Here is a 22,882-nt window from a genome sequence, read left to right on the forward strand (position 1 = left end):
CATCATTCTTTTCAAGGAATTCTCCATGACACATCCCATGAAGAACCGCGGATTCACTTTGATTGAACTGTTGGTTGTCATCGCCATTATCGCGACACTTGTGGCGATTCTTCTGCCAGCCGTCCAACAGGCGCGCGAAGCAGCCCGACGCTCCACCTGCAAAAACAACCTTAAGCAGATTGGTCTGGCCCTTCACAATTATCATGACGTTTTCAACGTCCTCCCCGCTGCCAGTTATGACCACGAAAACAACGGTGGCGACGAAGCCCGTCAGGCTTCCTATTCGTGGAGCGTCATGATTCTGCCGCAGATGGAGCAATCAGCTGTCTTCGATACACTTCAACCCGGTATGCCACAACGTCTCCATCAGGCCGTCAACGACCCGTTGAAACTGGCGGCCATGCAGAAGAAGATCGCCAGCTTCCGCTGCCCGTCAGACACAGGTCCAGATCTGAACGAGTATTACAAAATCAACAATGGCAGCGGCACGGCAGCCAATCGGGTCATGCTCGCCACCACGAATTACATCGGCTGTAATGATGAAGGAAACATTTCTCGAGCTGCCCCTGAAGCTGTTTTTGTCCCTGCATCGGGCGTCGAGGGCAACCGCTTCCGACGAATTCGCTTTGCTGACATTACCGATGGCCTGTCGAATACGTTCCTCGTTGGCGAACGTGCCTACACGCTGCAGGGTGTTGATCTGAACGCCGGTGTTCTTTTCGGCCACAATGGAAACTCGGACATCCAGTCGGGGAAAGACTACAAAGATGGGTTCATCTCAGTCGTCGGTGGTGGCAAGACCCACATCAACATGACCGATATCTGCCCAGTCGGGTGTAATGACATCGACGGCCGACAAGGCTTCTCCAGCGTCCATGCTGGTGGTGCCCAGTTCGTCATGGGAGACGGAGCCGTGCGTTTCGTCAGTGAGAACATCGATGACGACTTCGGCGGTGGTGCCAACACTCTCTACGAATACCTGATCCGTCGCGATGACGGAGCAGTGGTGGGTGAGTTCTAAACACGAGTGAAGCCGCTTCTGTCGACTCGGGCAGGAGCGGTTTTGATTTTCCATCATCACGTCTTCATCAACCCCCAATCCTCTGTCAACGGATTCCACATCACATGACTCGATTCACTTTTCTTTGCACGCTTGTGCTCGGTACTGCATTGGCAGGCTGTTCCAGATCTGACCAGCCGGAAACGGCGGTGGTCACTGGCGTCATTACCATGGATGGCCAGCCTGTCGAAAACGTCTTCGTCGTCTTCCGCCCACTCTCAGGTGGTCGTAGCTCGTCTGGACGCACCGACGCCCAGGGGATCTATGCACTCCAATACAACCCGAAAACTGCCGGTGCAAAAATCGACAAGCACTCTGTCACTCTGCTGACGTCTCAAGAACCGACCATCGGCGACGACGGCAAAGTCATTGTCCCGGCTGTCCCGGAAAAGTTCTCCAAGGAATTCACCGACGGCTCCCTCGAACGAGAAGTCAAAGCCGGTAAAAACGAATTCAACTTCGAAGCCACGCCTAAGAAGTAACTCCACAGGCGCGAGGCAATGGATCCGGTTCACACCTGGTGCATGAAGACAGGACGCAGCGATCATTATCGCCGCGTCCTTGTTTTTTGATTGGCATTCAACAAAAAACGCCAGGCGACCTATTGGTTACCTGGCGTTTGTGTTTCATTCCAGCGCCTGGAGCCTATCGCCCAGCGCCTCTGTTTAGACTTTTCCGAAGATCGTCTTGCCGACGGAGTGCAGGTCGTCGCAAGCCTGAGTCATACGGGCGGCGACGCCGATTTCAGCGGCTTTCAAATACGCGCGTGGGTCGTATGCTTTCTTGTTGCCGATTTCGCCGTCGATCTTGAGTACGCCGTCGTAGTTCTTGAACATGTGCTCGACGATCGGACGTGTGAAGGCGTACTGGGTGTCGGTGTCGATGTTCATCTTGATAACGCCGTACGCCAGAGTTTCTTCCAACTCGTGGCGAGGTGTGCCCGAACCGCCGTGGAAGACCAGATCGAACTCGGCGTCTTTGCCGTACTTGGCCATGACGGCTTCCTGGCCCTTTTTCAGGATGTCCGGACGCAGTTTGACGGCGCCTGGCTTGTAGTGGCCGTGGACGTTCCCGAAGGTGGCAGCGAACATGTAACGACCAATGCCGTTCAATGTTTCGTAGACAGCGACCATGTCTTCCGGAGACGTGTAAAGCTTGTCAGCGGCGACACCCGAGTTGTCCATGCCGTCTTCTTCACCACCGACGACACCGGCTTCGACTTCGAGAATGATCTCGTTCTCGGCGCACATCGTGAGCAGTTCTTTGCTCAGCTTGAGGTTTTCATCCAGCGGCAGGTGAGAGGCATCCAGCATGTGTGACTGGAACAGGTTCCCCTTGCCGGCTTTGCGACGACGAGCGGTTTCCTGAATCAGCGGCTTGAGCCAGCTTTCGACGAATTTTGGCTCGCAGTGATCGGTGTGCAGACCGATCAGAATGTTGTATTTCTCGGCAAGTGCATGAGCAGCGTCAGCGAGCACGATGGCACCCAGAACAGGATCGTTCAGAGTCGAGCCTGAGGCGAACTTCGAACCGCCGATGGACATCTGGATGATGCCGTCTGACTTGGCGTCTGCGAAGCCCTTGAGGGCGGCGTTCAAAGTCACCAGAGAGGTGATGTTGACAGCTGGATAGGCGTAATCACCCGCCTGAGCGGCGTCGAGCATGGCGGCGTATTGTTTGGGCGTTGCGATGGGCATTCGGAGCTCCTCTAAGAGAATGACAGACAATATCACAAATAGCAGGCAAACGAGCGCTCGTCCTGAGTCATCGCGTGAAGGGTCGCCCCTCGCATCCCCGGCCGTCGTTCCGCCATCTGGTATGACCAATTGCAATCTACAGATTAGCTAACGTCCACCCGAATACAAGCATGTCAGGCCGGTGTTCAGGACAAAGTGCTCAAGGACCGACCGCTTCGTTCCGCGAGGGAGTCCCAAATTGGCTGACGTCAGCACGTTTTACGCGGCCTTGGCAATCGCGGGCGCATCGGACGTCATCACAGCGGCCAGTTGTTCCGGTGTCTTGGTTGAAATCAACCGGTTCAAGTCATGGAGTGATCCAGATGATGCAGTCAGAGAATTGGTCGGCTCAATTGTTTTTGAGGACTCGTTGATCGAATAGTAGCGATATCCCCATGGCTTCAGAATCTGTTCGAGGGCGAGGCAATCTGATCCGTTGAGGCATTCCATCAGCAGGTCAGGCTGTGAGGACAGAATACGAGACATCCCTGAGAGAACCTGCAGTTCTGCCCCTTCTGCATCGATCTTGATCAACTCGGGCAGGCCGAGGCGATTACTTTCGAGAACTGCATCGATCGATACCAGCGGCACGGTCTCGACATCGACAGGCTGACGCCCAACTGTACTGACGATCGAGGCTCCCGAGGTCAAGAATTCCCCGCTGCTGTAGATTGATAGTCCGATCTGCCCCTGCTTTTGGCCGGCAGCTGCACGAACCGCAGAGACGTTCCCCATCTGATTCAACTGCACGTTCTGCAGGAATCTGGCATAGTTCCGACTCAATGGCTCAAATCCGACTACGCGACACGCCGGATTCGCCCGCGCCGCCAGCAAAGAATAGAGCCCCGTGTACGCTCCGATATCGAGGACGAGTTTTGCCCTCTTCGCAAGTTTCTGCCAGACGCAGGTCGATGCTGCTTCGTATTCCCCGGTCCATTGCAGACTCAACGAACACAGATCATCGTTCTGCGAAAACAGCGTAAATGGCTGCCCCTCAAATTGCTTGACCTCATAGTAGCCACACCAGGGTGCCAGACGAGAGGCCGCAAAGTAATTGACCGTCGCTGCGGATTGGCGAGCCAGATCCTGCATTTTCCAGGTCAACTCATTCCGCTTTTGCAGCATCGCCAAACTGCCATCAACCAGCCCGCGCTGAGTTTTGATCGCCGTCTGTCGCTGGGCCACCTGACCTGCATTCATCGCAGTCGTCGCTGGTTTCAAGTTGACCAGTTGCACAGGCAGCTTTTGACACTTTGCCCTGCTCCAGAGTTCCAGACACAATGACGCCAGATCATTCACCGTAGTCTCAGTAACGACGTGATAAAGAATGTCTGTCCGAATGAAAAAACCGGCATCAACACAGCAGGTCCATGGATACATCACCAGATCATCAATGGAATCAGCCGTCGGCAACTGCGGCGTCCTCAATGACAGTGTTCCATCAGCCTGTTGATCAATCATCGTCCCCCAGAGCCCATCGACGTTCTTGATCCCCTGCACGCCACGGTGAAACACCTCGCGATGAACCGAACAGCGTGATGTCACCACAAACACCCAGCTGCATTCTGCCTGACAAGCACGGATAACCGACTGACGCAGACTCGCCTGGTAGGTCGTTTCTGCAGACGGGGCAATGATTTCAATACGATGAAATCCACCGTTATGAAACTCGATGGCTGCTCGCAGCGTTGCCATCGTTTCTTTCATCGGTTCCGGTGAGACGACCGTCTGCCCGTCCTCAGCCAGAAACACCACGCCGCACACATGCGCATTCAACGTCACTTCCTGAATGTTTGACGCAGTAACCGACATAAGTCATCCTGTCTTGGAAAGAACGGCAAGATAGAGAAAAGCGAGCCGCGCAGAACTTCCCCGCGAAGACCTCTTCGTTAATCTGTATCGGTTGTAGCGCCTGTACGGATGAGCGAATCCAGAAACAGACGGGAACGCGGAGCGAATAGAGTCAGGCAGACTTCACGGTGAGATCCGTCGCTCGTAATTGAAATCCTCTCTTCCGAGCCATCCGTAATCTTCTCTGTGACCTCTGCTACCCTCCGCGTGCTCTGCGTCCCAGTCTGTCCCCCCTCCAGCTAAGCCCTAAGCCCCAATCCCTAAGCCCTGTTCCCCCCCCTCTCTGGATTCCCCCCTCCCGCCACGTTATCATTCGCTGTCACACTCTCACCGAGGACCACCCATCTATGCCACGGATCTGGCGATTCACGCCGCATGACTCAGGACGGGTCCAAAGTCTCTCCAGCGAGCTTCGCTGCTCGTCCCTGCTGGCCAAAGTCCTGCTCTCGCGCGGCTACGACTCCAAAGACAACGCTTCTTTGTTCCTATCGGCGAAGCTGACCGACCTCCACGATCCTGAACTTCTCCCCGGCTGTGGCGAAGCGGCGGATCGCATTATCGCTGCCCTGAACGCTGGTCGCAAAATCACCATCTACGGCGACTATGACGTCGATGGCGTGACCTCGACCACGATCCTGTGGCAATGCCTCAAACGTGTCGGCGGCAATGTCGACTATTATATTCCCTGCCGGATGGAAGAGGGCTACGGCCTTAACGAAGAAGCCATCCGCACACTGCACGAGCAAGATCCGAACCAGCTCGTTGTCTCCGTTGACTGCGGCATTACCTCCGTCGGCGTCGCGAGAGTCGCCCGTGAGCTCAATTTCGAATTGATCATCACCGACCACCACCTGTTTGGCTCAGAATTGCCTGACGCCGCTGTCCTGGTTCACCCACGCCTGCCCGGCAGTAATTACCCGTTCGGCGAGCTGTGTGGTGCTGGGGTCGCGTTCAAGCTCGCCTGGGCCATCTGCCAGCGACTCGGCGAAGGACGCAAAGCCTCCCCGCGCATGCGCGAATTCCTCAAAGACGCCGTCGCATTCTGTGCCCTCGGCACTGTCGCGGACGTCGTCCCTCTCGTTGGCGAGAATCGTGCTCTCGTCCGGTATGGCCTGGCGACCCTTAAGGAGCACTCCTCCATCGGACTTCAGTCTCTGATGGCGGCAGCCGAGATCCGTAATAAGGCCGAATTCACCACCGATGACATCGGCTTTGCACTCGCGCCTCGCATCAACGCTGCAGGCCGACTCGGTCAGGCCCGTCTCGCGGTCGAACTCCTGACGACTGACAACCCCGAACGCGCGCTGCAACTGGCTCAGTATCTCGACCAGCTCAACAAGCAGCGCCAACAAGTCGAACGCAAGATTCTCAAACGCGCCAAGGAACTCGTCGAAGAACACCCCGAATGGCAGGACGCCCCCGGCCTTGTTCTCGCAGATCCGGACTGGCACCCCGGTGTCATCGGTATCGTCGCGTCTCGGGTCGCTGAACACTTCGAAAAGCCGACGATCCTTATTGCCATCGACGAAGCCAAACAATCCGGCCAAGGCTCCGGTCGTACCTGGGCTCGCTGCGACCTCCACGCGACGATCAAACCTGTTTCGGAAGGCCTGCTCAGCTTTGGCGGTCACCAGGCGGCGATCGGCTTGAAAATCCCCGCTGATCATATCGATGACTTCCGCACTGCTTTCTGCAATTCGCTGATGACCACTCACATGTCTCAAGGCGAACCTCAGGTCGAACTCCGCATCGACGCAGAAGTCTCTCTGCAGGACCTGACGCAGCGCTCCGTCACCGAACTCGACCAACTCGGCCCCTTCGGCAACGCCAACGAACGCCCCGTCTTTTCCGCGACCGGCATTACTCTCGCCGAGCCTCCCAAGAAAATCGGCAACGGCGAACGTCACCTCTCTGTCAAATTCTCCTGGCAGCAAAAGACTATCCGCGCGATCGCCTTTGGCAAAGCCGACTGGGCCGACCAGATGAATGAAACCAAAGGCCCAATGGCCATCACCTTCGCCCCCATCATCAACACCTTCCGAGGCTACAGCAGCGTCGAGCTACAACTCATCGACTGGAAACCCGCCGAGGCGTAAGATTCTGTTCCTTCTCCCTCGGGGAAGCGGTCTTAAGTTCCTTCTCCCTCGGGGAGAAGGTGGCCGAGTCTTCGAGGTCGGATGAGGGAAGTCTGCAATGTTCTCAACCAGATTCACCTTAAACCCGTTCCTTCTCACTTGAGGGGAGAAGGTGCCCGAAGGGCGGATGAGGGTGGGGCATAGGCACTCACACGCTCGCATTTGCTCAACCAACGCCAAGTAACATCTCCTCCGCAACAAAGCCGCACCATGTCCGAATTCACCCGCTACCTCTTCGCCAGCGGCGACGCCTTTTACGTCGGTACACTCTTTCTCATCACCGCCGCTATCTGGCTGATGCGTCCCAAACCGGCGTTCCCACTGATTCCAGGTCTCCTCGTCTGCCTCGGCGTCATCTTTATCGCGTTTTCTTCAACCCCGCTGCCGGTTGCGTTTTATGTCATCGCCATCGCCGTCACCCTCGTCTGGATATTTTGGCGCAAGACTCCCAAGTATGGCCGCTCTCTCTCGATGCTGTTGATCGTCACTTGGCTAGTTGGACTTGCGATTGAACTCCCCTATGCCATCATGCGACATCCTCAGCCCGTTGCCCAACGTCGTCTGACCACCATCGGCGACTCCATCACCGCCGGTATCTCCGACAATGACGACACCTGGGTCAAAATCCTTCGTCGTGAACACAGCCTTGAAATCCTCGACCTCTCCGTTGCAGGCGAAACCGTCAGCTCTGCCAATAAACGCCTGCAATCAACGACACAACTGGACGACCTGATCCTCATCGAACTCGGCGCCAACGACATGTTCGGCGGCCACTTGGGTTCCCGTTTCGAAGACGATCTGCGAACCCTACTCACTCGGCTTCAGGCCCCGGGGCGCCAACTCGTCATGTTCGAACTCCCGCTGCTCCCGATGTTCTTCCACTACGGCTACACCCAGCGAGAATTAGCCAAAGAGTTCGACGTTCTCCTGATCTCCAAACGAAAGCTGATGTCCGTCCTCAGCGGTCCCGGCGCGACCTCCGACTCGATCCACCTCACCAACGCCGGCCAAAAGCAACTGGCGGATCTGATCTGGTCGGTCCTGTCGCCGGCTTATGAGCGTTGACATCAACAGAACCACCCCCATCTTCCAATTCCCATTTTCTGCACAGGAATCCCAACTTCCGCTTTCCATTACCCCTCCCCTCGCTGCTACGCTTTGTCTGTCACCTTCTGAACGTCACATCACACATCCGACGGATTGTCCTCATGCCGAGTGTTGAGTCGTTACTGGGAGAGCTGCGAGACCAGGGAATCGTCGACGAACGTGTGTTGAATGCCATTTCAGATGTGCCTCGTGAACGATTTGTCATCCCCGAGCTGCGCGACCTTGCCTACGAAAACCGCGCTCTCTCGATCAGCTGCGATCAGACGATCAGCCAGCCCTTCATCGTCGCATTGATGACGCAGGCTCTCAACCTCACAGGCGATGAGACCGTCCTCGAAATCGGCTGCGGCAGTGGCTATCAGGCGGCCATCCTCTCCAAGCTCGCTAAACGGGTCATCACACTGGAACGCCATCCTAAACTGGCCCACGAAGCCCAGGCGAAGTTCGACCGTCTCGAATACCGCAATATCGAGATCCACATCGCCGATGGCAGCCTCGGCTATCGTCCTCTGGCGCCTTATGAAGCCATCCTCGTCACCGCGGCTGCACCAACGATCACCCAGCCTCTGGTCGACCAGCTGGAAATCGGCGGTCGTCTCATTATTCCCGTCGGCGACGAAGAAAAACAGGAACTCCTCCAGGTCATCCGCACCGAGGATGGCCTCCGCCAACGACATCTCTGCCACTGTCGTTTTGTAAAGCTCATCGGAAAAGCCGGCTGGCCAACCACACGACACCACGAAGAGGGATGACAAGCCCTCGCACGTTCGCTATACTAACTGCAATAGACTTGCATTTGCCGCCCTGATTCTGCTGTCCCTTCTCCCTTGAGGGGAGAAGGTGCCCGAAGGGCGGATGAGGGTGGGCGATAGGCACCGGAAAATTTCCAAAGGTCTAAACAACCTTCAGGCAATCCCCCTCCCGCAAGTCTCCCCTTCATTCCCCAAACCGGATGGGAACCCCTCGCGCATGTCGCTTGAACTCCTTGACGTCAAAAAAGCATACCGCCAACCTGATGGCGGTTCGCTCCCTGTTCTCAATGTCCCCGCTTTCCGCATGACCCAGGGCGAGCAGGTCGCGCTCCTCGGCTCCAGCGGGGGTGGCAAGACGACGCTCCTCAACGCCATCGCTGGCATCACCGCCATCGACTCCGGCAAGATCATCATCAAGGGGAACGACATTGCCCGCATGCCCGAACAAGTGAGAGACCGCTTCCGTGCCCTGCACATCGGCTACGTCTTTCAGACATTCAACCTTCTTCCCGCTTTTACCGCGTTGGAAAACGTGCTGCTGGGCATGAGCTTTCGAGGGAAAGCCGCCGATAAAAAGTTCGCAACCGAGATGCTCAAACGAGTCGGCCTGGGCGAACGTCTTCGCTATAAGCCAGGCCAACTTTCTGTCGGCCAACAGCAACGGGTCGCGATCGCCAGAGCCCTCGCCAACATCCCAGGACTCCTGCTTGCTGACGAGCCGACCGCGAACGTCGACCCTGCCAATCAGGATAAAATCCTCGATCTCATCCTCGAAGCCTGCAAAGAGTACAACGTCAGCCTGTTACTCGTGACCCACTCTCCCGAAGTTTCCGGGCGCTTCGGACGTATCGAACACCTGCATGAATTCAACCAGATCCACGTTCATCTGATGGACGAGAAACGCGACGCGGAGGTCGGACGATGAACCTGTTTAGCATTGCCTGGAAAAGCATCAAGCAGCGAGCGCTGACTTCAACTCTGACGTCTCTGAGCGTCTCCCTCGGCGTCATGTTGATGGTCACGATCCTTGTGCTTAACGGCGTCATCAGTCGACAGTTCCGACAGACAGGCAGCGGTTACGACCTGATCGTTGGCCCGGCCGGGAGTGCAACCGATCTGGTCCTCAGCACGATCTACCGCATGGCACCGCCGATCGAAAACCTCCCCTGGAGATACTACGAAGAACTCAAAGCAGACAGCCGCATCGCCCACGCGATCCCGTTCACCTTCGGTGACACCACGGAAGTCGGCAACTTCCCGATCATCGGCACAACGATCGAATACTTCACAATCGATTACATGCCCGGTCGAAAATTCGGCCTGACCTCCGGCGACTGGAACACCAACACCTGGGATGCCGTCATCGGCTCACACGTTGCCAAAGAGAATGGCTGGAAAGTCGGCTCGCAGTTCAAACTCGTCCATGCGGGCGTCAACGATCACGTCCACGATGAGAAGTTCACCGTCACCGGTATCCTCGGCAAGACGAACACTCCCAACGATCGCACGGTCTTTGTCAACCTCGGCGGTTTCTTCGCACTCGCAGGTCATGAGAAGCCCGTTGAAGAAGCCATCGAAGGAGAAGCACAGTTCTTCGGCGAACCTCTCGAGCAGGTTCGCACCAAGTACGCCAAAGAGCTTCAGATGATCGACGAACTGACGATCAAGGAAGGCCCTCACGCCGGCCACTATCATGGCCCGGTCCCTGATTTCCAGAAAGAAGTCACCTCGATCCTCGTCAAGATGGCGGCTCCGGATAACCGCCAGACAGTCGCCCAGGCCAGGGCACGAGAATTGAGTTCAGAGATGCGAGCGGGCTTAAAGACTCAGGCCGTCAATCCTGTCATGGTCATGGAAATGCTCGTCACGAATCTTGTCGGCAATATCAAACTCGTCCTGCTCGTGTTGACGTGGCTGATCATCATCATTTCTGGCATCGGCATCTTCGTTAGTATTTATAACTCGATGTCAGAGCGACGAAAAGAAATTGCCATCATGCGCGCCCTCGGAGCAGATCGCTCTCAGATTCTACTCATCATCATGTGCGAATCGGTCCTGCTCTGCTTCCTCGGCGGACTCGTCGGCATGTTGCTGGGACACGTGATGGTCTTCATCGCTGCCCCGATCATCGAATCCCGAGCTCAGCTTCTGATCGAACCCTGGGCGTACGACTTCTACGAAGTCTACATCATCCCCGGCATGATCGCCCTCGCCATCATCGTCGGCTTCATCCCCGCCATGTCGGCCTACCGCACCAACGTCTCCGAACACCTGAATTCGTAACGGGAATATCGCCCTTCTCTCTTGAGGAGTGTTGTTTTACGTCCCTTCTCCCTTGAGGGGAGAAGGTGGCGGCGCTTCGCCGACGGATGAGGGTGGGCGCTAGGCAACAGGTGACGACATTGCCTGCTTCGCGTAAGGCATTTTTATAACGAATGCCAATTATCTTCACTGCCAAAGGACCACGATCCGATGACATTCCGCTCCCTGCTCCTCGCGACTCTCTGCTCTCTTTCTCTCAGCAACCTCGCAACCGCTCAGCATGAAAAGCCGATCATCCTCGCCCATCGCGGCGGGGCGTATGAATACGAAGAGAACACGCTCGAAGCCTTCCGCGCCTGCTACGACCGCGGGATTCGCGGCTTTGAAACCGATCTCCGTATGACCAAGGACGGCGTCCTCGTCATCCTTCACGACGACACCCTCAACCGCACGCACGATGGTAGCGGCTCCATCGAACACATGACTGCCGCGGACCTCAAAGACATCACCACCAAGAAGGGCCAGAAGATGCTCTTCTTCGACGAACTCCTCGATTACTTCGCGGACAAGCCGGGTGTTTATATCGAACTCGAAATGAAGACCAGCAACAAAGAGCTCTACCCTGATACGCGTATCGAAGAATATTGTCGCAAACTCTACGACGCGGCGAAGACTCGCAAACCCGCAGGTTCAACTTACGTCTTCACCTCATTCGACGAACGCCCCCTCCGCACGATTCGCGCCATCGACGGGAAAGCCCCGATGTCCTACATCGCCAGCAAACCCTGCTCGCCCGAGTTCATCGAGAAAGCCAAAGACATCGGTGCCGACCGCATCGCCTGCCAACTTAAAGGCACATCACGCACCGCCGTCGAAGAAGCACACAAGCAAGGCCTCCTCGTCAACTGCTGGCCCGGCCGCGCCGTCGAAGACTACTACCTCGCCATCGGCCTGGGCATCGACGTCCACTGCACCGACATCCCCGTCGCTATTCAATCGACCAAAGAAAAGCTGCCGTAACATATTCTTCTAACTCTGTCCCCTCTCCCTTGAGAGGAGCCGCATTTCGTCCCTTCTCCCTTGAGGGGAGAAGGTGCCCGAAGGGCGGATGAGGGTGGGCGATAGGCAAGCGTTCGCTTTCATCACAATATCGACACCAGCGTGCGGACTGGTCTTCCAACTACACCAAATAGACTCTCGCTGAAGCAACCGGTCGCGGGCCCTTCAACCATTGCCCTTGATTCGATACTTCATCAGCCCCAGATTTCGCTGCATCTCTTCCTGCACCTGATCAATCGGCTTTGACCCGTCGACGGTGATGACGAGTTCTTTCCCTTTGAACAGATTCAGCGCAGGCAGCGTCTTCTCGCGATAATCATCCAGTCGTTCCTGAATGATTTTTTCGTTGTCGTCTTCACGACGAACCAGCGGACCAGAACAGATATCGCATTTCCCCGACACAGCCGGTGGCTTTTCCCGGATGTTATAAACCGCACCGCAATTCACACAGATTCGGCGCGACAACAAGCGATCCTTGACAGTCTCATCGGGCATGTCGACAAAGATGACGGCATCAATGTCATAGCTTTCCAGGAAGAATTCCGCCTGCGCCCGGTTTCTTGGAAACCCGTCGAGAATGAAGCCGTAATTCCAATCGTGCTCTTTGAGTCGATGCTCAATGATCTGCTCGACGAATTCGTCCGGCACGAACTTCCCATCGGACATCAGCTTTTTAATCCGCGCAGCCAGCTTCGTGTGGTTCTGGATGTTCCAGCGCAGAATGTCGCCGACACTAATGTGGACGAGATCAAACTTGGCTCTCAGCAGGGCGGATTGCGTTCCCTTGCCGCAACCTGGCACACCCATGATGACGTATTTTCGCATGCGTCGAGTCTTTCAACGGAGGCGTTCAAACGCACTCGTCAGTTAGAAGTTGCCCCGAAGGTAACAAAACTCCGAAACCGACGCGAGAGACTAAAGTGTCACGCGCCTCGTCTTCCCAACAAGAACCAGCCCACCTATAAGTAACCGTCGATTCTTGATGAGTTTTCAGCCCATCAACACGCTAAATCTCCACCGATTCCCCGACCTTCAAGATCACCCCCTCAAACCCCGTGACTTCTCTCAACTTCGACGCAAACGCCTTCCCATCCTGTGCGATCACTTCCCAGGTATTGTAATGGCAGGGAATGACGCGCTTGGCTTGAAGGAACTCCGCAGCCCGGACAGCATCCGTTGGCCCCATCGTGTAATTATCTCCGATCGGCAGGATCGCGATATCGATCCCTTCTTCCCCGATCAGCTTCATGTCTGAAAACAACGCGGTATCTCCCGCATGATAGATCGTCCCGTCGATCAGTTTCAGCAGCACACCGGCAGGCTGGCCTCCATAGCTTCCATCCGGCATCGAACTCGAATGCACCGCCTGCGTGAACTTCACGACGCCAAACTCGAATTTATGCGACCCGCCATGGTTCATCGCATGCGTCTGTGCGACCCCCTGCTTCTCCATCCAGTTACAGACTTCAAATGTCGATACCACCAGCGACCCTGCCCGCATCGCAATCGGAGCCGCATCCGCGACATGATCCCCATGACCATGCGTTAAAATAATCACATCGGGATCCAAATCCTCAGGCTTCACCGTCGCTGCGGGGTTATCAGCGAGAAACGGGTCCATCAGGATCGTTGCACCGTTGGTCTCGATCAGAAAACAGCTGTGCCCGAGCCACGTAATCGTCGACTTCGCCATCGAATTTTACTTTCGAAGAAAATTGCCACCGAGTTCACAGAGGCCTCAGAGAAAAGAGATCACCTAACAGTTCTTTTCGACCTCGGTGATCTCTGTGTCCTCTGTGGCTATCAATCTGGCTTACATCTTCCCGGACAGAATCGCATTCATATTCTGCTTGTATGCCTCAACGCCGGGCTGGCCGTAGGGGTTGATTTTGATCAGACGCCCTTCAATCACGGTCGCCAGCATGAAGAACTGGAAGATTTCGCCCAACGCATGGGCATCGAGATTCGGAATCAGAAGATCCGCCGTTGGACGATTGACGTCATCATACGCCATGTTCGTCCCCTTGATCGCAGCGGCCATGACTTCCGGCATGCCTTTGCCTGCGAACTTGTTGAGCTGATCCTTATCCTGCTCGGGTGGCACACTCGGAATCTCAAGAGCAGTCTTGGTCGCATTCTCAATGATCATGTTCGTGATCATCTTGTCTCGAATCCCTTCCTGATGCTGCTGCCCCCGGCTGTGCAGGTCACGCGTATTGACGATCGTCAGCGGGAAGGCCCCTTTCTCTTCCTTGCCAAGACTCTCTGCAAGCAGTTGATCGTACCACAGTCCGATCGCTTCCATCTTCTTGCCCCAGGTCGAGAGAATGCGGGTATGCATTCCTTTGTGCTTCTCCATCAGGTGGCAAACCGCAACATAGCTGAGCGCGGGATTCTCATCGACTGGCTTCTCTTTGACAGCCTTCGTCATCGCAGCCGCCCCTTCGAGCATCGCGACGATATCCACTCCCAACGCCGCCGCTGGCAACAACCCAACCGCCGTCAGGACAGAAAACCGCCCGCCAATACCATCAGGAATCGGGAACGTCACAGGATACCCCTTGAGATTCGACAGATCTCGCAGCTTCCCGACTTCACCCGTCACTGGCACGATGAACTTCTTCGCCTCAGCCGAATCGGCTCCGTAATAATTCTCTAAAGCCGACTTGAAGATGCGAAACGCAACCGCAGTCTCCAGGGTTCCGCCTGACTTGCTGATGACGATGATCCCGTATCGCTGTAGTAGTTCCTTGGGATTCGTGCAGCCTTTTTCCAGCAGGCTCAGCAGTGAAAGAATTGCATCATTGTCGACATTGTTGCCTTCGAAGTACAGCTTCGGCGTATTCCCGCGAGAGGCACGATCCTGCTCATTGTGATACGGGTCAAACAGGGCTTCATAGATCGCCCGCATTCCCATGTAAGATCCACCGATCCCCAGGACGACCAGTCTCTCCAACTCGCTTCTCAGCATCTCGCCCGAGGCAATCATCCGCCCCAACAGACTTCCCTTCTTGTCTTTTGCATATTCATCGAGCAGTCCTTGTGGATAGTTGATGAACCCTGCATCGAGGGGCAGTTTCTCAGCCGGGATGTTCCCGGAGTGCATGATCGCAATGTCGTCGTATGCTTCGTCGCGTGCTGCCTGCAGCGTCGCATGCAGCCCATTCCATTGATCATTCGTAATCAGCTTGCGAGCAGCCGTGTAGTCGTAACGGATCGTTGTCGACATGCGAGAGTCTTTCACAGACAAAAGAAGATTCACCAGAAGATGATTCACAGCAGAACACCGACTTCAGCATTTCGGAAATAGAAATGCATCGTCTCTGTGTAAAGAGTAATCCGCTCTCCGACAAATCACAATTCCTCCTCATCGAGACTTTCTAACTCCGAGCAGTGACGACGGATTGATTCCTACCAATCATTCCATCATGCTGAAGGTTCTGCAAAACATCTCCATCCCACGAAAAGGAGTTTCAACCGTGCTCCGCACTCTGCTCGCCAGTGTCTTCAGTCTCATGGCGGTCACTTCAACCGCTTGGACAAACGAACTCGCTCACACCGCCATTCCCTCCAAACCCAACATCATCTTCATCCTTGCTGACGACCTCGGATACGGCGACCTCGGCTGCTACGGGCAGAAAATCATCCAGACCCCCCGCATCGATGAAATGGCAGCTCAAGGTATGAAGTTCACCAACTTCTACGCCGGAGCGACCGTCTGCGCTCCCTCCCGTTGCGTTCTCATGACAGGCCTTCACAACGGTCACGCCCAAGTCCGAGGCAACGGCAGCAAAGTCGCTCAGTCACTCCGCGATGAAGACCTCACGGTCGCCGAAGTCCTCAGACAGGCGGGTTACGAGAATCTTCTGATCGGTAAATGGGGCCTTGGCATCCAAAACGGTGGCGATTCCGGGCTCCCCAATCGACAAGGCTTCGACGACTTCTTCGGCTACACCAGCCAGAGTCACGCGCACAACCCATATCCGGAATTTCTCTGGCACAACGACGAGAAGGTCAACCTTGGCAACGAAGTCTTCATTATGAACGAAGACTATGCAGGCAACACAGGCTATGCCACCAAACGCGTCCAGCACACCCAGCCCCTCTTCATCGAACGCACGCTCGACTTCCTCAACCGCAAGCACGAAAAACCCTTCTTTCTCTACCTGTCCCTCGTCGTCCCCCACGCCAACAACGAAGCCGGTCGCGCCCTCGGCGATGGCCAGGAAGTCGATGATTACGGCATCTACGCTGACAGAAACTGGCCGAATCCTGACAAAGGTTTTGCAGCCACTGTCACATTGATGGACAAAGGTGTTGGCCAGATCCTTGATGTTCTGGCTGCAAATCACCTTGATACCAACACCCTCGTCATCTTCACTTCCGACAATGGTCCACATCGCGAAGGGAAACAAAACCCCGAATTTTTTGACACCAACGGCCCGCTACGAGGCATGAAACGCGACTTGTATGAGGGCGGTATTCGAGTTCCCTTCATCGCCAGGTGGCCCAATGTCGTCCCGAGTGGCGTCAACAGCGAGCATGTCGGCTACTTCGGCGATTTCTTCGCCACCGCCTGCGAACTCGCGGGAGTCCCTTCGCCAGAAGGCCTCGATTCCATCAGCATTGTTCCGACCCTCACCGGTCACCCTGATCGTCAGAAACAGCACGAATTCCTCTACTGGGAATTCTACGAGCAGGGCTCGAAACAGGCCGTCCGCCAAGGCAACTGGAAGGCGATTCGCATGCCAATGTTCACTGGTCCGATTGAGCTCTATAATCTGTCGACAGACTTGGAAGAATCGAAAAATGTTGCCAGTCAGAACCCCGAAGTGGTCGCCCAGTTGAAGGCCGCTATGGAGAGCTCACACACCGCGAACCCCTTGTGGAAATCTCGTAAGCCTAAATAGGAAAATAGGTTATGGTGCGACGGCAGTTTCTCTAGTACTAGGACGGATGAATAGTGACGTCGCGAATTGGAAAGTTTTCCCATTAAAATCAAATATTTTTTGTCACTTTCAGAGAATCGTCTTCGCAGAACCGTTGTTTGATACGTATATTGCGTGAGAAGTTTCGTTGCCTTTCAAGGAATGACCAGAGATGTCAGACGCACAGAACCAAAATGCTCAGTCGCACTATTCGATGGAAGAACAGTTCGCAGCCGATATGGCTCCCGCTTCTGCCGGAAAACCTGCCAAAACCTTTCTCATGTTCTCTCTGATTGCTTTCGGAGCCGTCGGCGGGTACGTCAACGCCAATTGGGAGTCTTATAAGGACGTCCTGAGCTTTGCTTCTGTCAGCCCGGAAAGTGAAGAAAAGTCATGCTGCTCACTCAAGCGGCTTCCCCCACCGGGCGAGGTCTTCGCCTCAATGGCCCCCGAATCTGATGCCTGCCCAATCAGTGGTAAAGCATCTTCCTGCTGCTCTCACAAAGATGAACTCGCCGCCGCAACTGGTGGCGAAGCTCCCTGCTGCAGCCAAATGAACAAAGCCATTGTCGCTGCCATGATGGAAGTTGCGACGAAATCAGACGCTGTCGAAGACAAGAAAGAGACAGCCGAAGCCGCCCCAGAAGCCGTTGTTGCCCCCGCTTCAACATCATCAGCTGAAGAAATCTAATCCGACGCCTGTTTGAGACAAATCACAAAAACGCCGCCGAGCCCCGCTCGTCGGCGTTTTTTATTGGCACGTCGAAATTTGAGTTTCGTGAACTCGACTTCGCCTCGAACTGTCAGCCTGCCAGCATTTTTTGTTATGCTCCTGGAGAAAATCTCTCTCGAACTTTCAGACAATATCCCTATGCTCACAAAACGTATTATCCCCTGCCTCGATGTCCACGCCGGCCGTGTCGTGAAAGGCGTCAACTTTCTCAACCTCAAGGATGCAGGCGACCCGGTTGAAATCGCCAAACGCTACGAATCCGAAGGCGCCGACGAACTCGTCTTCCTTGATATCACTGCTTCCCATGAAGAACGTGGCATCATCCTCGACGTCGTTCGACGAACCTCCGAAGTCATTTTCATGCCTCTCACCGTCGGCGGCGGCATCCGCACCCTCGACGACATCCGCACCCTCCTCTCGGCAGGCTGTGATAAAGTCTCGATCAACTCCTCCGCCGTCAAAGATCCCAATTTCGTCCGTGAAGCTGCCCTTCGCTTTGGCAGCCAGTGCATCGTTGTGAATATCGACCCCAAACGAGTCATGAAAGACGGCAAAGAATTCTGGGACGTCCACATCAACGGCGGACGCAAACCCACTGGGCTTCAAGCAGTTGAATGGGCACAGCAAGTCGAAGCTCTGGGCGCTGGCGAAATCGTCCTCACCAGTATGGATGCAGACGGCACCAAAGACGGCTTCGACATTGAAATCACCAGGGCCGTCGCAGAAGCGGTCTCGATCCCCGTTGTCGCCAGCGGCGGATGCGGTTCCCCTCAACACATGGTCGACGTCCTTACCACAGGCAAAGCCGACGCTGCTCTCGCCGCCAGCATTTTCCATTACGGCGAATACACCATTGCCCAGGCCAAAGATTACCTCGCCACCAAAGGCATCCCCGTCCGCAATCCACAATTGACCTCATAGCTATTCTGCCCCCTGTAAGCCACCAGGGAAATCTGCATCCATCATCACACTGTCCTACAAACAAGAAAACGCCGCGAGCCAACGGCTCGACGGCGTTTTTCTATTCTCAGAAGGCGAGCGGGAGATGTGAATCCCCTGTCTTCAGTTCGCGTTAAAACTGTCCTACCACTTCCCCGCTTCCTCTGGTCCCCAGCGCCTGAAACACACCAGAATCCAGGTTGTCGGAAATGAAGTGGACCGATCCGTCAGCCAGGATGAACTGCGCACCACCCTTGTGACTGCTCCCAAAGTCTTCTGCGTGACCATGGGCTGGAGGAATGGCTCGCTTGCCGTAGTTCGGAGCATGCTCGGCATGACCTAAAATGCGTGCAAACGGATGCTCGGTGTTAGGAATCAAGCCGGTCCATGTCCCATAAAACTTCTCGCCACCATGGTCTTCATCAATGAACGTCGTGCGCTCGCCCACCATCAGCGTATTGCTTGTTCCATCGGTGATATCAGCAATCCGAATCTTGCTGTTGTGAAAGAAGATTCCGTCATTGCGATACTGCTGCCCGACAGTGATTTCCCCTTCTGCCAGGTCTGCTGCATCAAGGTGATCAACGCCCGCCACTCCAGGATAATTTGACAACCCGATCTGCATCTCGATGTCGTTAATCTCATCATGAACTTCGAAGATCTCCTCCGCATTTCCATCTGAGGGACAGGCAAAAACAGGGAGATACTTCGCCAGCGACGGGTGATTCACCGGGTCGCTGATCACACGCGAAAAATCGAACGTGTCGTACAGGGCACCCTGCTCAACGTAGGGCAGAATCATGGTCGACCAGCAATAACCGCTTCGCCATGTTGCAGGAATCGCCGTCCCTTCGTCGACGCCGGTGTGATGCTGACCGTTGTTCACGCCAATCCATCCCGGCGGGAAGGTATTGAAAACGTCGTGGTAGTTATGCAGCGCGATCCCGATCTGCTTGAGGTTGTTTTTGCAGGTCGAGCGACGGGCTGCTTCCCGTGCCTGCTGCACAGCAGGGAGTAAAATCGCGACAAGCGTTGCGATGATCGCAATGACGACAAGGAGTTCAATCAGGGTAAAACCAGCACGTGGACGCGACATAATAGAAACTGCTTTCTGCAGATGATGTTGGTGATTCAGCATGGAAGTGCGGGCGCAGCGAAACGACATGTTTCAAAGCCCAGACAAAATCGCGTCATTTTCCAAGACGCGATCAAACAGCATTTCTCAAGCAAACATCAGGCAACAGGCGGTCCGCGCGGAGCAGGCGAACTCGCGACAAAGCAGGCGTAGATCTCAGCCGTCAATTCGGGCACACTCAAGTAAGGTGCATCCAGGCTGACTAACTCAACAGACATCATTGTCGCTGCAACATGCGCTAAATGATGACACAACTGACAGTTTTCGCCATCGTGATGATGGTGGGGAACCGGAGCCGACTTCTCTCCACTTTCAGAGGATGCCAGAGACGTTCCGTGATCATCATGATGATGGCCAGCGTGGCAGTGATGATGGTGACACCCTTCAACACTCACCACGGCCGACTTATCATCAATATGTCCGTGCGTGACCCCATCCAAGTGCACGTGGCCCAGCGACGCTGTCCACGCGACCAGATAGCAGATCAGAGTTAAAAAACCGCACAGGCGCATCAATTCCCTTTTTCCTGACAGTCATTATTCCCCATTTTCAGGGGAAAACAACTGTCAACTGTGAAAATGATATGAATGCTCAGGCAAGCTGAGATTGAGCATTGATCAGGAACCGATAGTCAATGTTCGCTCCAGCTGTTGATGTAAATCGAATGAAATACGATCCCGACGCCAGTCGAGCAGCAGAATCTGACAGAGTGATGGAGCGCTGATTCCCCTTAACGGTCTGCGTTAGAGGAATCACGTTTCCGAGTGCATCGACCAGTTCCAAATTCAAATTGCTCGGCACACCCTTCAGGATCGACAATTCCAAGGTGAATTTCGATTTGCGACCGGGTGCTACGTCGAATTTGTAAAGATCACTGGTATCACCGTTGGCCCCGATGGAATCGGACTTCGTTTTCATCAACGGCTTGGTCGTGACGCTTCCAAGGTTGATGGCATCTGCGTTGTTATTGTTATTGCCATTGAAATCCGAATTTGCATCAGCCGTCAGATTCACAGTCAGATTGTAAGCGGTCGCAGCACCTGTCTGACCTGGGAGTACTCGAATGTAGTAAGTTCCGGGATTCAAGCTTGTCAGCGTCACACTTTCGGAGTTTGATCCTGTCAGCGATGACTGAGCCACAACTTTTCCGGCTGAATTCAGCACCTGCAGATTCGCGTTGGCAAACATCCCGGTGAGAGTGACGGTTCCGCTGGCACGAGTCAGGTTGGAGACGGTGAACTTATAGAAGTCATTCACATCACCGCTGAACCCGATATTTCGATTGGTACGCGTATTCGACAGCGTTTGATTGAGGGCGCTGACGCTGCCAATATCCGTGGCTGTCGCGAGTGTGTTGTTCGACTCATCCGGATCGGCTTTGAGAGCCAGTTGAGTTGTCACATTCAAGCGGTAACTGGAGGACAGCGTCCTGATGCCACCCGAAGAAACTCGAATTTGATAAACACCCTTATCCAGCGTTGTCGAGATCAGCTCTGACTGAGTCCCGACTTTATTCGACACCTTGATCGGGTGCCCAGCGCTGGCGAGCAGTTCAACCTGCATATTAGCTCGCAGATTACTCAGGCTGATCGAAACAGTGGAACGCTCGTGGAGTTCAAACCGGTAGTAATCAAATCGATCCGTACCAATTCCGACGTTTCCGTTGACCTGCCAGTTGCCTGGACGGAGTGTCGTGGTTGTCCCCAAAACAGTTGCCGAAGCAATAGAATCATTGAAATTACCATCAGCAATCACGACCGGTGTACCCGACAGCAGGCGTCGCTCTTCAAGTTGCTGAACAGATTCGGTAAATCGTCGAAGTCGCTGTTTAGCTGGAAACAGCTTCGCCCAAAGTGTCATATCGTATCGGCCCTTCTGAAAACTCGTTCTGGCAGAGGAAGAACTGGTTTTGCACCCATGTCCCACATCACAAAATTTGTCTAAACAGCATAAGCTGCGCAAACTAAACTTCCAGAAAAATAAGACCACTTATCATAATTTCACATAGAAAACCGGCAACTCGGGATAGGGACAAAAGGCCATGTCTCAGGCTTGCGTGGCCGGAGTTGCCAGTTCCTCAGAGGGAAGCTCGGGCGTCGTAACTCCTGGTTCAGCTTCGATTTCCAGCAAGGCATTCGCAGCGGCCCTCTGTTCGGCTTCCTTCTTGTTTGTTCCCCAGGCGGGTGCAAACTGCCGACGGCCTACCATAGCTGCAACCTGGAAATGCTTGGAATGATCGGGCCCGCGCTCTTCCAACAGTGCGTAAATCGGAGTTTCGCCAAACCGCTTCTGTGACAACTGTTGCAGAATACTCTTGGAGTTCTTCTCACCCTGATTTTCGATGATTCGACGAACGTACCCATCGGTCAGCCGTGAAACAAACCCCTTCGCGACTTCGAATCCGCCATCGTAATAGATACCGGCAATGATCGCTTCGAAAACTCCGGCCAAGATCGAATCCGGCAGATCGCGGTCTCGATCGATCCCTTTGCCGAGCTTGACAACCTGATGCAGACCAATTTCCCGTGCAAGAATCGCACACGTCGCCCGGCTGACGACTTCCGATTTGATTCGTGTCAATTCCCCTTCCGTCGATTCGGGGAACTGACGGTACAGCTGATCGCAAACGACGGCACCGAGGATAGAATCCCCTAGAAACTCCAGCCGCTCGTTTGATTCGAGACGACTGCGGGCTCCTGAAGCATGGGTCAGGCAGATTTCGAGCAATTGCTTATCGGAGAATTCATAACCAATAAGTTGTTCGCATAGTGCTAAAACATCGCTAATCACATGATCCTTTAATGATCAAAGCCGGGGTTCAGAAGCCTGTCGAGCGATTGAAACTCCATTATGCGTCCCCCGCCCCCACGATTTCAAGCCGGAATACGTTTGATTTGCTCTCTCTTCCGATCCTTCTCCCTCGGGGAGAAGGTGTCCGAGTCGAACTGAAGGTTCGCAAACAATACAGCCGAGGTCGAATGAGGGGGGAGCTGCGAATTGCCCGTAGGCAATGAATCCACCTCGCCCTCTCGGATCACTGAATCCAAACCAATTTCCCCGTTGCTCCGCCATCTTCCTGCTTTAATAATGTCAGGGATCTCCCGACGCTGTCGGTGGCCAAATGATTGGGTGTTTGCCGTACCACAGAAATTTTTGACACTCGTGTCCAACTTTTGATGAGACTC

20 protein-coding genes are annotated in these 22,882 nt (G+C 54.7%); 11 read left to right on the plus strand and 9 right to left on the minus strand.

Annotated features, from left to right (window positions below; genetic code table 11):
• Positions 1-25: 25 nt before the first annotated feature.
• A complete protein-coding gene (locus SH248x_RS02660; protein WP_459556975.1) occupies positions 26-1,021 on the plus strand; it encodes a DUF1559 family PulG-like putative transporter in 996 nt (331 codons plus the stop codon).
• Between the two features lie 104 nt (positions 1,022-1,125).
• The gene (locus SH248x_RS02665) at positions 1,126-1,542 is read left to right on the plus strand and encodes a transthyretin-like family protein (RefSeq protein WP_459556976.1); all 417 of its coding nucleotides are present in this window, start codon (positions 1,126-1,128) and stop codon (positions 1,540-1,542) included.
• A gap of 183 nt (positions 1,543-1,725) precedes the next feature.
• Here the strand turns inward: SH248x_RS02665 and fbaA are convergent, their stop codons facing one another.
• Both fbaA and SH248x_RS02675 read right to left on the minus strand, forming a co-directional pair.
• A complete protein-coding gene (gene fbaA, locus SH248x_RS02670) occupies positions 1,726-2,757 on the minus strand; it encodes a beta/alpha barrel domain-containing protein (RefSeq protein WP_459556977.1) in 1,032 nt (343 codons plus the stop codon).
• 258 nt (positions 2,758-3,015) lie between these two features.
• A complete protein-coding gene (locus SH248x_RS02675) occupies positions 3,016-4,608 on the minus strand; it encodes an FkbM family methyltransferase (protein WP_459556978.1) in 1,593 nt (530 codons plus the stop codon).
• 386 nt (positions 4,609-4,994) lie between these two features.
• Between SH248x_RS02675 and recJ the strand changes: the two genes are divergently transcribed.
• The 6 genes from recJ to SH248x_RS02705 all read left to right on the plus strand — a co-directional run bounded on the left by recJ (position 4,995) and on the right by SH248x_RS02705 (position 11,923).
• On the plus strand, positions 4,995-6,743 hold the full coding sequence (gene recJ, locus SH248x_RS02680; RefSeq protein WP_459556979.1) for a single-stranded-DNA-specific exonuclease RecJ: 1,749 nt from the start codon (positions 4,995-4,997) through the stop codon (positions 6,741-6,743).
• A 249-nt stretch (positions 6,744-6,992) separates the two neighbouring features.
• Entirely contained in the window at positions 6,993-7,847 is an 855-nt protein-coding gene (locus SH248x_RS02685; protein WP_459556980.1) for an SGNH/GDSL hydrolase family protein, read from the plus strand.
• 143 nt (positions 7,848-7,990) lie between these two features.
• A complete protein-coding gene (locus tag SH248x_RS02690; protein ID WP_459556981.1) occupies positions 7,991-8,641 on the plus strand; it encodes a protein-L-isoaspartate O-methyltransferase family protein in 651 nt (216 codons plus the stop codon).
• A 217-nt stretch (positions 8,642-8,858) separates the two neighbouring features.
• A complete protein-coding gene (locus SH248x_RS02695) occupies positions 8,859-9,566 on the plus strand; it encodes an ABC transporter ATP-binding protein (protein ID WP_459556982.1) in 708 nt (235 codons plus the stop codon).
• Positions 9,563-10,924 (plus strand): ABC transporter permease, encoded by a 1,362-nt coding sequence (locus tag SH248x_RS02700; RefSeq protein ID WP_459556983.1) that lies wholly within the window; start codon positions 9,563-9,565, stop codon positions 10,922-10,924. The genes SH248x_RS02695 and SH248x_RS02700 overlap by 4 nt, the downstream gene beginning before the upstream one ends.
• A gap of 189 nt (positions 10,925-11,113) precedes the next feature.
• Positions 11,114-11,923 (plus strand): glycerophosphodiester phosphodiesterase, encoded by an 810-nt coding sequence (locus SH248x_RS02705; RefSeq protein ID WP_459556984.1) that lies wholly within the window; start codon positions 11,114-11,116, stop codon positions 11,921-11,923.
• A 204-nt stretch (positions 11,924-12,127) separates the two neighbouring features.
• On the opposite strand, the gene SH248x_RS02710 is transcribed toward SH248x_RS02705, so the two are convergent.
• The 3 genes from SH248x_RS02710 to SH248x_RS02720 all read right to left on the minus strand — a co-directional run bounded on the left by SH248x_RS02710 (position 12,128) and on the right by SH248x_RS02720 (position 15,191).
• Positions 12,128-12,787 (minus strand): adenylate kinase family protein, encoded by a 660-nt coding sequence (locus tag SH248x_RS02710; protein ID WP_459556985.1) that lies wholly within the window; start codon positions 12,785-12,787, stop codon positions 12,128-12,130.
• Between the two features lie 181 nt (positions 12,788-12,968).
• Complete coding sequence (locus SH248x_RS02715; protein ID WP_459556986.1) at positions 12,969-13,655, minus strand: metal-dependent hydrolase; 687 nt, start codon at positions 13,653-13,655, stop codon at positions 12,969-12,971.
• A 120-nt stretch (positions 13,656-13,775) separates the two neighbouring features.
• Positions 13,776-15,191: a glucose-6-phosphate isomerase gene (locus SH248x_RS02720; RefSeq protein WP_459556987.1), complete on the minus strand. Its 1,416-nt coding sequence runs from the start codon at positions 15,189-15,191 to the stop codon at positions 13,776-13,778.
• A gap of 286 nt (positions 15,192-15,477) precedes the next feature.
• On the opposite strand from SH248x_RS02720, the gene SH248x_RS02725 reads away from it, so the two are divergent.
• From SH248x_RS02725 to hisF, 3 genes are all read left to right on the plus strand, one after another.
• Positions 15,478-16,872, plus strand: a complete 1,395-nt coding sequence (locus tag SH248x_RS02725; RefSeq protein ID WP_459558570.1) for an arylsulfatase — start codon at positions 15,478-15,480, stop codon at positions 16,870-16,872.
• A 190-nt stretch (positions 16,873-17,062) separates the two neighbouring features.
• Entirely contained in the window at positions 17,063-17,581 is a 519-nt protein-coding gene (locus SH248x_RS02730; protein WP_459556988.1) for a hypothetical protein, read from the plus strand.
• A gap of 180 nt (positions 17,582-17,761) precedes the next feature.
• Positions 17,762-18,544 carry an imidazole glycerol phosphate synthase subunit HisF gene (gene hisF, locus SH248x_RS02735; protein WP_459556989.1) on the plus strand — a complete coding sequence of 261 codons (783 nt, stop codon included), beginning with the start codon at positions 17,762-17,764 and terminating at the stop codon, positions 18,542-18,544.
• A 151-nt stretch (positions 18,545-18,695) separates the two neighbouring features.
• Here hisF and SH248x_RS02740 read toward each other — a convergent pair whose 3' ends face one another.
• From SH248x_RS02740 to rnc, 4 genes are all read right to left on the minus strand, one after another.
• Positions 18,696-19,658, minus strand: coding sequence for a DUF1559 family PulG-like putative transporter (locus SH248x_RS02740; RefSeq protein WP_459556990.1), 963 nt, complete (start codon positions 19,656-19,658; stop codon positions 18,696-18,698).
• Between the two features lie 137 nt (positions 19,659-19,795).
• Positions 19,796-20,212, minus strand: a complete 417-nt coding sequence (locus SH248x_RS02745) for a hypothetical protein (protein WP_459556991.1) — start codon at positions 20,210-20,212, stop codon at positions 19,796-19,798.
• A 76-nt stretch (positions 20,213-20,288) separates the two neighbouring features.
• Positions 20,289-21,557, minus strand: coding sequence for a PPC domain-containing protein (locus SH248x_RS02750; protein ID WP_459556992.1), 1,269 nt, complete (start codon positions 21,555-21,557; stop codon positions 20,289-20,291).
• A gap of 186 nt (positions 21,558-21,743) precedes the next feature.
• On the minus strand, positions 21,744-22,487 hold the full coding sequence (gene rnc / locus SH248x_RS02755; protein ID WP_459556993.1) for a ribonuclease III family protein: 744 nt from the start codon (positions 22,485-22,487) through the stop codon (positions 21,744-21,746).
• Between the last annotated feature and the right edge of the window lie 395 nt (positions 22,488-22,882).

The sequence above is a fragment of the Lacunimicrobium album genome, from assembly GCF_052161635.1.
Taxonomy (GTDB): domain Bacteria; phylum Planctomycetota; class Planctomycetia; order Planctomycetales; family Planctomycetaceae; genus SXPC01.